This window comes from Cognatiyoonia koreensis, from assembly GCF_900109295.1.
Taxonomy (GTDB): domain Bacteria; phylum Pseudomonadota; class Alphaproteobacteria; order Rhodobacterales; family Rhodobacteraceae; genus Cognatiyoonia; species Cognatiyoonia koreensis.
Genome location: NZ_FOIZ01000002.1, coordinates 335,974 through 348,766, shown reverse-complemented (window position 1 = coordinate 348,766; position 12,793 = coordinate 335,974). Strand labels below are relative to the sequence as shown.

The 12,793-nt window shown below is 56.0% G+C and carries 12 protein-coding genes and 1 riboswitch; of the genes, 9 read left to right on the top strand and 3 right to left on the bottom strand.

From position 1 onward, the window contains the following. Positions 1-81: 81 nt before the first annotated feature. On the bottom strand, positions 82-1,335 hold the full coding sequence (locus tag BMY44_RS13430) for a DNA polymerase IV (RefSeq protein WP_089995800.1): 1,254 nt from the start codon (positions 1,333-1,335) through the stop codon (positions 82-84). Between the two features lie 35 nt (positions 1,336-1,370). Between BMY44_RS13430 and BMY44_RS13425 the strand changes: the two genes are divergently transcribed. The 4 genes from BMY44_RS13425 to BMY44_RS13410 all read left to right on the top strand — a co-directional run bounded on the left by BMY44_RS13425 (position 1,371) and on the right by BMY44_RS13410 (position 4,556). Next, the gene (locus tag BMY44_RS13425) at positions 1,371-1,826 is read left to right on the top strand and encodes an NUDIX domain-containing protein (protein WP_089995797.1); all 456 of its coding nucleotides are present in this window, start codon (positions 1,371-1,373) and stop codon (positions 1,824-1,826) included. Between the two features lie 77 nt (positions 1,827-1,903). Beyond that, positions 1,904-1,990: riboswitch (glycine riboswitch) on the top strand. A 110-nt stretch (positions 1,991-2,100) separates the two neighbouring features. Beyond that, complete coding sequence (locus BMY44_RS13420) at positions 2,101-3,351, top strand: D-amino acid dehydrogenase (RefSeq protein WP_089995794.1); 1,251 nt, start codon at positions 2,101-2,103, stop codon at positions 3,349-3,351. 42 nt (positions 3,352-3,393) lie between these two features. Next, positions 3,394-4,287, top strand: coding sequence for an SPFH domain-containing protein (locus BMY44_RS13415; RefSeq protein WP_089995791.1), 894 nt, complete (start codon positions 3,394-3,396; stop codon positions 4,285-4,287). Beyond that, a complete protein-coding gene (locus BMY44_RS13410; RefSeq protein WP_207510549.1) occupies positions 4,287-4,556 on the top strand; it encodes an NfeD family protein in 270 nt (89 codons plus the stop codon). Before BMY44_RS13415 ends, BMY44_RS13410 begins: the two co-directional genes overlap by 1 nt. Positions 4,557-4,734: 178 nt before the next feature. On the opposite strand, the gene BMY44_RS13405 is transcribed toward BMY44_RS13410, so the two are convergent. After that, the gene (locus BMY44_RS13405; RefSeq protein ID WP_089995785.1) at positions 4,735-5,775 is read right to left on the bottom strand and encodes a Gfo/Idh/MocA family protein; all 1,041 of its coding nucleotides are present in this window, start codon (positions 5,773-5,775) and stop codon (positions 4,735-4,737) included. Between the two features lie 198 nt (positions 5,776-5,973). On the opposite strand from BMY44_RS13405, the gene BMY44_RS13400 reads away from it, so the two are divergent. From BMY44_RS13400 to BMY44_RS13380, 5 genes are all read left to right on the top strand, one after another. Then, positions 5,974-7,353, top strand: a complete 1,380-nt coding sequence (locus tag BMY44_RS13400) for an NAD-dependent succinate-semialdehyde dehydrogenase (RefSeq protein ID WP_089995783.1) — start codon at positions 5,974-5,976, stop codon at positions 7,351-7,353. Positions 7,354-7,525: 172 nt separating this feature from the next. Further along, positions 7,526-8,167, top strand: a complete 642-nt coding sequence (locus tag BMY44_RS13395; protein WP_089995781.1) for a response regulator — start codon at positions 7,526-7,528, stop codon at positions 8,165-8,167. A gap of 95 nt (positions 8,168-8,262) precedes the next feature. Beyond that, positions 8,263-8,949, top strand: a complete 687-nt coding sequence (locus BMY44_RS13390; protein WP_089995778.1) for a hypothetical protein — start codon at positions 8,263-8,265, stop codon at positions 8,947-8,949. Positions 8,950-9,144: 195 nt separating this feature from the next. Further along, on the top strand, positions 9,145-11,088 hold the full coding sequence (locus BMY44_RS13385) for a sensor histidine kinase (protein WP_089995775.1): 1,944 nt from the start codon (positions 9,145-9,147) through the stop codon (positions 11,086-11,088). 34 nt (positions 11,089-11,122) lie between these two features. Beyond that, positions 11,123-11,782 carry a hypothetical protein gene (locus BMY44_RS13380; RefSeq protein WP_089995772.1) on the top strand — a complete coding sequence of 220 codons (660 nt, stop codon included), beginning with the start codon at positions 11,123-11,125 and terminating at the stop codon, positions 11,780-11,782. A gap of 62 nt (positions 11,783-11,844) precedes the next feature. Here BMY44_RS13380 and BMY44_RS13375 read toward each other — a convergent pair whose 3' ends face one another. Next, positions 11,845-12,786, bottom strand: a complete 942-nt coding sequence (locus tag BMY44_RS13375) for a M23 family metallopeptidase (protein WP_089995769.1) — start codon at positions 12,784-12,786, stop codon at positions 11,845-11,847. Positions 12,787-12,793 lie beyond the last annotated feature (7 nt).

The following is a 12,793-nucleotide window of genomic DNA, read 5'->3' as shown; positions in this document are numbered from 1 at the left end:
TTGTGCCCTCCTGTCAGGTTAGTGTTGCGATAGGCCAAGGGTATTTTCGAACGTGGCGTCGGGTCAAGACCTCCGCGCCAATTAGCGCAGGGCGCGGCCCTTGATGATTGCTTCCTGCCCGAATTTCTCGCGGATTTTGTCGGCGGCCTGTTCGGCTTTGGCACGTTTGCCTGCATCCGGGTCAAGCAGATCACCTTCGCGGTCGGCTTCGGCGGCTGAGGCAAGGTCGCTGATCCCGACGCCCAGCAGGCGATACGGTCCCTTGTCCCCGACCTGATCGAACAGCCCGCGTGCGGTGCGATAGATGACATCGGCCAGTTGCGTGGGGTGGTAGAGCGACTGTCGCTTTGTAATCAGTTTGAACTTGGATGACTTCAGTTTCAGCGTCACGACCCGCCCGGCCTTGTCCGTGGCTTTGGCGCGCGACGACACTTTTTCAGACATGCGCCACAGATGCCCGTCCAGGATGTCGGGATCATTTGTATCTTCGTGAAACGTTGTTTCGTTGCTTAACCCTTTGACGGGTGTGTGCGATGAAATGCGCCGGCCATCTTCGCCGCGGGCCAGCGCATAGAGCCGCTCTCCCATGCCGCCGAAGCGGTCGTGCAAGTCGCGCCTGTCCCAGCGCAGCAGATCGTCGAAGGTACGAATGCCAGCGCTGGCGAGGTTTTCCTGCGCAACGGCCCCGATGCCCCAGATCAGGCGCACCGGCTTGGGCCGCAGGAATTCGGTCGTTTCGGCCTTGCCGATAATCGAAAAGCCGCGCGGTTTGTCGAGATCGGATGCGACTTTGGCCAGAAACTTGTTGTGGCTCAGTCCGATCGAGCCCGATAGCCCGATTTCGACTTTCATGCGTTTGACAAGGCGGGCGAGCATGACGGCTGGCGGATGCCCGTGCAGGCGGGCCGTGCCAGTCAGGTCCATGAACGCCTCGTCCAGCGACAGGGGTTCCACGACAGGTGTCAATTCGTCCATCAGTGCGCGGATCGCCTTGGACGCTGTTACATATGCGTCAAATCGCGGGCGCACGACCACCGCATCGGGGCAAAGCTTTAGCGCCTGAAACATCGGCATCGCGGATTTCACGCCTTTGATCCGTGCGACATAGCATGCGGTCGACACAACGCCGCGCCGCCCGCCGCCGATGATGACGGGTTTGTCCGCCAGTTCCGGGTTGTCGCGTTTTTCGACCGAGGCATAAAACGCATCGCAATCCATGTGCGCGATCGACAGGTCGAACAATTCGGGGTGACGAGTCACACGGGGGCTGCGACACTGCGGACAACGTCCAGCGCCTTCAAAGGTGGTCAGGCAGTCGCGGCAAAGGGCTTGCATGTGGATCAGGATACGCCTCCGGAGGCAGGGGAACAATGACAGAACAGGATTTCGTCGGGGCAAAAGTGGCGTTGTTCGTGGGTGATCGCCTGCTGATCACGCTGCGCGACGACAAGCCCGACATTCCCTATCCCGGTCTATGGGATTTCCCAGGCGGCGGGCGCGAACCCGGCGAAACACCTGAACAGACGGTTTTGCGCGAGGTGCGCGAAGAAGTCGGACTGGTCGTTCCACAAAATGCACTGATCTGGAAACGGCGCTACGCCGCAGAGTATCTGCGCGACACCGACGAGGCGGATGCGCAGGTCTGGTTCTTTGTCGGTCAAATTGCGCCAGACATGGCGCGGCAGGTTGTTTTTGGTCATGAGGGACAAGGCTGGGCCTTTGTAACCTTGCAGGGCTTTCTGGGCATGCCGCATGTCGTTCCGTCCTACGCGCAACGGCTGCGCGACTGGATCGCGGCGACGGGGCGCAGAACGGATGGCATCTGAACGGGCCATAAACCGCTTTTGCCCGCAGAAATCATTTGCACGGAATCAATTGCAGGCATATGGGCTGGCCACAGTAAACGCGTCCGCCGGGAGAGTCTGGCAAGGTCAGCGCCGAAGGAGCAACCGCCCCGGTCACTCTCAGGCAAAAGGACCGGTGGGGGTATAAAACGCCGAAGAGAGGCCTTGATTGGTCCGCCGAAGGAGCAAGCCCGCGAAACCGGGTGAATCTCTCAGGTTCAAAGACGGTGGGGGCAGTGGTTACAGGAGACGTACCATGCCTCATATCGCGATCCTCGGTGCCGGAATTACCGGCGTTACGACGGCTTATTCCCTACAGCAGCGCGGTTTTGACGTGACGGTTTATGACCGCCAGCGTTATGCCGGAATGGAAACCAGTTTTGCCAATGGCGGGCAGTTGTCTGCATCGAACGCCGAAGTCTGGAACCAGTGGTCGACTGTCATCAAGGGTATCAAGTGGATGATGCAGGGCGATGCGCCATTGTCCGTCAATCCGCGCCCCGGCTGGCACAAGGTCAGCTGGATGGCGCAGTTTCTTGCCAACATCCCCCGTTACAAGACGAATACGATCAAAACCGCAGGTATGGCCGTGGCCGCGCGCGCAGGTCTGGCCGAAATGGCAGACCGGTCCGGCGTCGATTTCGATTTCAGCCCTGCCGGTATCCTGCATTTTTACATGGCTGAAAAAGATCTAAAGCATGCGCGGATGGTGAACGGTTTGCTGGAACAGGGCGGACTGGAACGCCATGAGTTGACTGCTGACGAAGTGCTGGCGAAAGAGCCCACACTGCGCGGTGACGTCATTGGCGGGTTCTGGACCGAGAGCGACAGCACTGGCGACATCCATAAATTCACGATGGGTCTGGCCAAGTGGCTGATAACGCAAGGCGTGACTTTCAAGCTTGGTGCGCCGGTCACCGACCTGCATGTGCGCAAGGACGGCGTTTACATCGAATGTAACCATGAAGAACGTTATGACGGGGTAGTTGTTTCTGCCGGTGTCGCGAGCCGCAAATTCGCCCAGCTTTTGGGGGACAGCGTCAACATTTACCCCGTGAAGGGCTATTCGATCACCGTCAATCTTGATGACGCCGAAAGCCAGGCGGCCGCCCCGACTGTTTCGCTGCTGGACGACAAGGCCAAGATCGTTTGTTCGCGCCTTGGCAAGTCCCGGTTCCGCGTAGCGGGCACGGCCGAATTCAACGGTGAAAACCGCGATATTCTGGATCGCCGTGTACGCCCCCTGATCAAGTGGGTGGAAACGCATTTTCCAGAGGTTTCGACAGAAAATTGCGTGCCTTGGGCCGGTTTGCGTCCGATGATGCCAAACATGATGCCCCGTGTCGGGCAGGGTAAGTCGGATCGGGTGTTCTATAACACGGGTCACGGCCACCTTGGCTGGACCCTGAGCCCAGCCACAGCAGACGCGATTGCCCATACCATGACAGCGCGTTTTCAAAGCAACAGCCACCCCCTGATCCACAAGCCAGCGTTGCAGGAGGCATAAGCTTTACCTACATGGGGTGTAAGGGACAGGAGATTACACCCCATGGATTTACAGACTATTTTTGCTGAGTTTGTCGGCCCGAACATCGTTTATCTGTTGCTCGCGGCCTTTATCATTATCTGTATCATGGCCGGTGTCCGCATCGTGCCGCAGTCGGAAAAATACGTGGTGGAACGGCTTGGCCGGTTGAAGTCGGTGCTTGGGCCGGGAATCAACTTTATCGTCCCGTTTCTGGACAAGGTACGCCACAAGGTGTCCATCCTTGAGCGTCAGTTGCCGAACATGACCCAAGATGCGATCACATCGGACAACGTGCTGGTGCAGGTCGAAACTTCGGTCTTTTACCGCATCATCGAGCCGGAAAAGACGGTGTACCGGATTCGCGACGTCGATGGAGCTATTTCGACGACCGTGGCAGGTATCGTTCGTTCTGAAATCGGTCGTATGGAACTTGATCAGGTACAGGCCAATCGCTCGAGTTTGATTGCTGCCGTGCGCGAACAGGTGGCCCAACAGGTCGATGACTGGGGGATCGAAGTCACCCGTGCCGAAATTCTGGACGTCAATCTGGATGCCGCGACCCGTTCTGCGATGTTGCAGCAGTTGAACGCCGAACGCGCCCGTCGCGCGCTGGTGACCGAGGCCGAGGGCAAGAAACGTGCAGTCGAGCTTCAGGCCGACGCAGATCTTTATTCTGCCGAACAGGAAGCCAAGGCCCGCCGCGTGTCTGCGGACGCCGAAGCCTACGCCACGCAGGTCGTCGCTGTTGCGATTGCCGAAAACGGTCTGGAAGCTGCACAGTATCAGGTTGCCTTGAAACAGGTCGAAGCCTTGAATGCGCTTGGCGCTGGCGAAGGCAAGCAGACGATCGTGTTGCCAGCAAACGCGCTTGAAGCCTTTGGCAATGCCTTCAATATGCTGAAAGGAAAATCGTGATGTCGCTTTGGACTGAATGGTGGTTCTGGATGTCCGCCGCGCTGGCGCTTGCCACGCTGGAGGTCCTTGTTCCCGGTTTCATTTCGCTTGGCTTTGCTATCGGCGCACTGGTGCTTGGCACGCTGATGTTGCTGGGGCTGTCGTTTTCACTGCCGATTACACTGCTGATTTTCGCAGTCTTGTCCCTGATCGCCTATATCGGGATGCGCTATTTCTTTGCCCTGCCCAAAGGCCAGGTGAAGCATTGGGATCGTGATATCAACGAATGAAGCAAGCCGACACGGTGGTTTCATACGTGTGGTGTGCGCAGGGTTAAAAAGCGCAACGTGACGATGTGGGGTTGTCACCCTTAGACACATAACATCGTTGCCTGATGCAAAGGCGCACCATCGCACAGGCATCGGGCCGGTATGTTTCGCTGCGATGACAGGGGAATGCGGCCCCCGTTCAGTCTTCTGACCATTGCGCCATATTCATGGAACTGGCCTGCTCTGCTGCGTCATATGCCGCCAAGGCCAACGCCATGGTCCTGAGGTTATCCTCGCCTGACGGGCGCGGATTTGTACGACCATGCATCACATCAATGGCGTGTGCCTGAAAGTTCGTCACGCTGTCCTGAACGCAATGCCATGGTTTCGCACCCCACAACGGTACCGCTGGATCGACGTTGCTGGTCTCGGCACCCGAGGCTGTGTGAACAGTCAATCGATTCCATCGATCCAGATGAACCGTGCCTTTGTCGCCCTCGATCACTGCGGCGGTATTTGGAAAGGGTTCAGGGCTGAATTTGCTGTAGAAAGAACAATCGCAAATGCAGGTTCCGCCGTTTTCCATGTTCAAAAGGGCTGTGAACGCATCTTCGCCCTGCACGATGGGATTGAGGCTTTGCTTGGTGCACGACAGGTGAGCCACTTCGCCCATGAAAAGGCGCGCCAGATCGAACAGGTGGAGCCCGACATCCATGATGGCAAAGCGATCGATCTTGGCCAGATACGGTTGGTTGACGTAGTTGTCATAGCCATGCCGGAAACTGAAATGCGCGAAATGCGGGGTACCGATAGTACCGTCGTCGACCAGCTTTTTCATGGTTAAGAACGGTTTCTGCCAGCGAAAGTTTTCGTGGATCAATAGGTTTGAACCGGCGTTCTTTGCTGCGGCGACCATCGCATGCGCATCTTTCATATTTTCGGCAAATGGCTTTTGACAGATGACGGTCTTTGCGTGCGTGGACGCCAGCCTTACCAAGGGAAGGTGCGATTCAACGGTGGTTGCGACATCGACGAAGTCGAGATTTTCGTGATCGAACATTTTTGCCGGGTCGTCATAGATCCGTGCGATTCCGAATTTGGTCGCCATGGCCGTGGCTTTTGCGCGGTCAAGATCACAGACCGCACCAATCTCGGCACCTTCAAGCGTTTTCCAGGCATGCATGTGGTTGTCGGCGAAGAACCCGCAACCGATGAGTGCGCCCTGTTTGTTTCGGCTCATAGGTCTTTCCAGTTTCGTGCTGCTCATTCAGACCGGTGAAGGTTAGGAGTGAAACGATTTGAAGGTCAATGCCGGCACCTTTGATCCGCAAAAAGCTTTCAGGCCATGGCGGGGGTATGTCATCGCAGCCGTTGGTTTGACCGGCAGGAACTAAAGGGCAGCAGAATAGTTGTTCACCCAAGCCCAAGAGGAGTTCCCATGTCCAAGATCACAACCATCAACCCCGCGACTGGCGAAGACATTCAAACCTATGACTTGATGACCGAGAAGGAAGCGACTGACCGGCTTGAGGCCTGTCACGCGGCGTTTCTGGAGTGGCGCAAGCTGTCGCATCAAGAACGCGCGCCCTATCTGACGAAGATCGCAGAGAAACTGCGCGAAAACGCTGATGAGTTGGCGGAACTCATGACCCGTGAAACCGGTAAGCTGTTGAAAGACGGCCAGACGGAGGTCGAGCTTTGCGCCGCGATCTTTGAGTACACTGCCAAGCATGGTCCTGACGAACTGGCTGATGAGGAACGGACGCACGGGAAGGATGGGAAGCGTGGCTTGATCAGCTATCAGCCGCTTGGTGTGATCTATTCGATCCAGCCGTGGAACTTTCCACTTTACCAGCCGGTCCGTGTGCTGGCTGCAAATCTGATGACTGGCAACGGGTGCGTTCTCAAGCACGCGAGCATTTGTACGGGCTCGGGCCTACGCCTGCGCGAACTGTGCATCGAAGCGGGCCTGCCGGAGGACCTGTTTCAGGTTGTCCTTATCGATCATGATACAAGCGATAAACTGATCGAGCATCCAAAGGTTCGTGGCGTGACCCTGACCGGCAGCGACGGGGCCGGAAAGCACGTTGGTGCAGCGGCCGCGAAGGCGCTGAAAAAGACCGTATTGGAGTTGGGATCGAACGATGCGTATCTTGTTCTTGAAGATGCCGACATCGAAACGGCTGTGAAGTATTCAGTGATGGGGCGGCTTTATAACAACGGCGAAACATGCGTGTCCGCCAAGCGGTTCATTGTCACGGATAAGGTCCATGATGCCTTTGTCGATGCCTTTGTTGCGCAGATGAAAGATGTCATCATGGGCGATCCGACGAAGGAAGACACCCAGCTTGGTCCGCTGTCCAGCCATGACCAGTTTGATACAGTTAAAGATCAAGTGGATGAGAGCGTCAAGAAAGGTGCGAAGGTCCTTTGTGGTGGCACCGCGCCTGACGGTCCGGGTGCCTATTATCCTGCGACGGTTTTGGCAGAACTTGCGCCTGGCATGCCTGCATATGACGACGAGATTTTTGGTCCCGTCGCATCAATCATCCGCGCCAAGGACGACGAAGAGGCGATGCGCATTGCAAATGAAAGCCGCTATGGTTTGGGAGGGGGTATCTTTTGCAAAGATGAAGACCACGCCCTGCGGCTGGCGCGCGATCATTTCGACACCGGCATGGTCCGCATCAATTCCTTCGGAGCGGCTGACCCGAACATGCCATTTGGCGGTGTGAAGGATTCCGGATACGGGCGTGAACATGGCGGGTTTGGTATGAAGGAATTCGTCAACACGAAGGCAATATTCCTACCATCCTAGATTATCTGGCGTGCAACATACCAAAGCTATGTGCCGGTTGACTGCGATAGATTTTGTCTTCGCCACAGTTAATCCAATCTGCAGGTTGGCGCGCAGAATGCTGCTGCCCTGCGGTTCTTTTGGATTAATTTCCGCACTTCCCGAGGCATAATTATTAGTCCAATGTCGCCTGATGAAAGCGCAGGCAAACTATTCCGCTATTGTTGCTGACGACCACGAGCTTTTGCGTCACGGCATTGCCAATATTCTGGAAGAGCAGGGCAACATCCGTGTTGTTGCCCACGCCAGCGACGGTTTAAGCGCGGTTGCCCTGACCAAACGCCACCAGCCGGACCTGTTGACCCTGGATATTGCGATGCCGTTCGCGCAGGGCATTTCTGTTCTGGTCGAAGTGAAGCGCTGGTCGCCTGACACCCGTGTGGCGGTGTTTTCCGGCATCACCTCGAGCGCGCTGCTCAGGGAGTTGCAGGACGCGGGTGCCGATGGCATTTTCACAAAACGCGGCGCGATCAGTGAATTCGAACAGGCGATCCCAATCCTTCTTGAAGGCGGCAAGATCGTTTCGTCAGACGCGGCAGAGATCATTGCGAAAGGCACGGAAACTGCTGCGCTGACAAAGCGCGAGCGGCAGATCATCAGCAAGATTGCCAGCGGATTGACGACCAAAGCAATTGCCAAACGTCTGGGCATAAGCCCGAAGACCGTCGAAAATCATCGCTCCAGTATCATGTCCAAATTGGGTGTCCAATCTATGGCAGAATTACTGGCCTATGCTGTCCGCGAAGGGCTGTTCGACGTCCAGAGCCAGCTATAGGACCGGCTGCCCGACAATATGGGGAGTTACCCCTATGGTCTGACATCCCCGCTTCGCACACCCTCAGCCCACTCTAAAAAGTGAATGAGGGAACGATGTTTAAATATTCAAATCATATCTTTGGCGCGCTTGGTGTCACCCTTCTGGTGGCCTGTGGCGGCACTTCAATTGAAAAACCACCGGGTGACAAGCCAGGTGACAAAGACGGCCCAGAGCCCAACCCAACCACATTTTCAAGTGCCGCAGAGGTCCAGGAACAGCGCAACTTTATCAACGGCGGCTTTCGTCTTGACGAAACTGGCCCAATTGCCGGTGTTCGGAACGGTGCGGCGACTTATCAGGGCCATTGGGCCACTGGCCTTACCGTGAATGGTGAGCCGGACATCAACGCAATGTTTGGCGATGTGCGGATGGTGATTGATGTGGGTGGCGGGAAGTATCCCGTCTCTGGGACGATCACGAACTTTAATACCGTCAATGGCAATGAGGGTCTGGAAGCGTTGGACGGAAGCCTTGCTATTTCGGGCCAGATCGGCGGACTTGATAAGGAGTTCGAAGGAACGACCTTTGACGGCACGCTGACAGGTTTCTTTGGTGGTGACAGCGCGCGATCCGTCGAGATTGATGCGGATGTCACTGGCGAGATGCGCAACCGCTCTGGCTTTGGCAACAACGGATCGACCGTAACCGGTCGCACGACCGGGGATGCATCCTTTGTCACTGGCGGCGGCGGTATCGACATCACGACGGGTCAGTTCCGGGCGGACAGAGATAACAACTGAACGTCTGTCGAGCACTTTCCCAATTGCGGTTTCTTCGCCTGCTTTGGATTGGGCGGAGAAACAGTACCGTGTTGAGACGTGAGTAATTTCTTGGCTCAGCTGCATTTTCGTGCGTTTATTTGATATCGCCGTGCAATTTCGCCCCCGTGGGTTCGCAGTTACGGGCATTTCGATAGAAGCAAGGCACGCCGCCAGATGAAATTTCGCAAGGCAAAATCAAGCGCAGCGATGACAATCGTTCGGCACGTTGTCCTGATTTGCTGCATCTGTTTCTTATCGCTTGGGGTGTCCAGTGTTTCCAACGCGCAAGAGCGTCGGGAGATCAGTCTTGATCCGATTGAGGCGCTGTTTCGCCTCGCGCCTTATAGCAGTGTAATTATTGAACACGATGTGACGGAAGCAGATTGGGACGCCCGACTGACCCTGCCTGAACTGCTTGCGTTGCCGGAAACGGTCTTTGAGCCCATCACGACGCCACAAATCGGGTTTGGATGGAATAGCGCAGTCATCCATGTGCGCACCGAATTGAGGAATGACACAGACCAGCGGCAGGATTGGGTATTGGCATTCAATCAGATCCCCTGGGGCAAGCGCGAGGTCAATCTTGTGTTGGAAGGACAGCCCCCGCCGACTGCGCCAATCCTTGTCTTTCCCGATGACGCGCCATGGACGGACCCTGACCGGTTTCATTACGCGACCTTCACCATGCCCGCCCAGTCGGTCGCTACGCTATTCGTTTCTTATGCCAACGTATCATCATCCGCCCCAATGAGTATCGAAGTGCCAGAAGACTATCGTGACCGGCGCTTTTTGAAGGAACTGCAAAACTACATCATCCTTGGACTGATTTTCGGTGTCACCTTGATCACGACCAGCTTGATCGGGGTGCTGCACCGGTGGATTTCAGTTTATTACGTGGCCTACATTTTAAGTGCCGCAATGCATTACTGCTATGTGCTTAATCTGTTCCCTTTCGTGCCATTTCTGACAGAGGTCGTTTACCCGGGTATGCGGTTTTGGTGGGCGACATTGGCGATTGTTTTCTACCTGATGTTCCAGCGGGCGTTTCTGTCAGGGCATCTGCAAATCGGAAAATGGCACAAACGGATCGTGCTGATTGCTGCGTTGACGATGCTGATCGTGACCTCTTCCGTTGATATTTTTGGAATACCGTTTGCCGCATCGGTCCGATGGGGGTTCGTTTGCGTTGCGATTGTCATCGTTAACGCGGTGATTGGCGTGGTTCGGCGAGTCACAGGCCGTTGGTTTTTTGCGGCAGGTTGCGTGGTGCTTGCCTTTATGTTGGTGCCGCTGAATCTGAGCGATTTCCTGACCGGGTATTACACCTATCAAGACGCGGCGACGGTTTTTATCTACGGCCTCGCGTTTGAATCTGTCGCGCTGTCCGGAGCGATGTTCGCCCAAATCAACGAGATCAAGAAGCAGCGGGAACGCTCTCTCGTATCCGAGTTGCGGTTGGCCGAAGAGAAGCTTGATATCTCCAGGCGAATGGCGGCCGCAGCACATGATATTCAACAACCGTTGTCGTCCATGCGGCTTGCCCTTGCAGGCAATGACAGCGACGGGACGGGTCGCCGGGATCTTGGCACTGCCATCGACTATCTTGATGACATCGTGCGCAGGCAAATTGCCGAGGCGAATGGTGACGAAGGCCATGTCGCGCGAGGCTCAGACGGTGACATCGAGGAATTCGACATTTCGCTGATCCTCAACAACCTTGATGCCATGTTCGCGGCCGAAGCTGCCGCAAAGGGATTAAGGTTTCGCGTCGTTCCATCAACCGCGCGCACAAGAACAAATGCGTTTGTTCTTATGCGCGTTGCTTCGAACCTTGTTTCGAACGCGATAAGGAACACTGATGTCGGCGGGGTATTGGTGGGGTGTCGTCCAAGCGGGATGCACTGGAGCCTGAATATCTATGACACCGGACGGGGGTTATCGGACGATGAACTTGCTCAGTACCAACGCCGTCACGTGCGCGGTGGTGATTATGAAGGGCATGGGCTGGGACTTAGTATCGTGCGGCAACTTTGTGACGAGAACGGCATCCAAACCGCGATCAGCTCTTTGCCGGGGCAGGGCACTGTTTTCAAGATCATCCTTCCCCGCGTTCAGTGACGGTCCCTCTCAGAATTCATAAAGGCTTTTCCAGATGTTTCGCAGACCTCTTGCCCCCTGGCGTAAAATCATCCCCACGCTGCAAACCGGTGATCTTATCTTTTTTCGTGGTCGTGGCTGGCAATCGCGCGTGATCGAAATGGTGACGGGCGGTGTCTGGTCGCATGTTGCCATGGTGGTTGAGCCGCGGGATATTGATCCCGAAACGATCCATTCCGGGCTTTATCTTTGGGAATCCACCACCATTGGCGGGTTCGACATCAAACCGGGACACCGGTTTCCCGATACCGGGCCGATGCTTGTCGATCTTGAGAAGCGGTTGGAGGATTACTTTGAAAAGTGGGGCTATTACCTGCTGTCCGCCCGTTACCTGCACGTAGAACGCACGCAAGAGATGCGCACGGCCATGGCGGCCTTTATCAATGATCCGGAAATTCGTGACTCCACTTATCCGGAAACCAGCCATCTGATGTGGTATTACTTTCGCGAGCGTTACTTGACGGCGCGCGACGAGGGCAGTTTCTTTTGTAGTGAGTTGATTGCCGCGACCTATCAGGCCGGAGGCCTTTTGCCCGACACGCCTTCCGCCACGAGCTATTGCCCGAGGGATTTTTCGGAAAGCGGGTTCATCCCGCGGCTTTGCCGTGCTGAATTGGGCGAAGAGGTTTACATGGCGCAAAGTACCGAGCGTTAAGGCGCGGCCATACGAGACCGGTCAATGACACTGGATCCGCGAATTCGCCTCTTATCCATTGTCTACTCGTCCACCGTGAACCGGTCATTGCGCACGAAAAACTGGCCGTCGAGAGTGAACCAAAGCGGGTTTGCCGAGATCGGATCGTCATCTGGCAGCGCACTTTGAACGTGGATGTGCAGATGCGGTTCGCCCGTGTTGCCGCTATTCCCGACCTGTCCGATAAGCGTGCCGGTCTGCACGGACTGGCCTAGTTCCACCGCGATGCTGTTGGCGGCCAGATGCGCCAGAAGCACGACGTACCCATCGCAATCGATCATCACCGAATTACCGGTCATGTTCTCTCTGTCCATCACTGGGACTGGCATATCTGCAACGCCGTCAATCCGCTGCACGATGGTGCCTGTACAGGGTGCCCGCACGGGCGTGCCGTAGATTTGGTATGCTGTCGGATCGACTGGCGAAATCCCGTCGGCGCGCAGGCCAAATCGATCAATGCCGATAATGTCGATCGCATAGCTTTGTCCGCGGTAGGCGCGCGCGGTTTCGGCGGTCAGTGTGAAAAGATGTGCGTTGATTGGGTCTGTTGTCCCGCCGTTGAGAACGAGATAGCGCCCCGGTCCGACCGGCATCGCCAGATCGACAGTATCGTCCGGAGCACTGCGACCTTGCAAGGCTGGAACGAGGACGAGCGCAGCACCGACAAGGGCAAGGGCGGCTGCGGTCTGTTCTGTTCGTCTGATCCAACGGTGTGTCGCATGCCTAATCCGGCCATATCGGAAGATCGCACCAATCATGAGCAAACCCATGAAAAGATAGGGCGTCCACCATGGTGGAAACAGCCATAGACCTGCCAACGCAGCATAAATCAGAAGCAGAAAGAGTGCCCCACTTCGCAACCCCAGACCAAAACGTGACGCACTTGGTATCAAGGTGTTTGCGGCGATAAGTGCAATCGGTAGCAACACCTGCGTGAAACCCAAACCAATGATCACAGTGTTCATCGTTTTC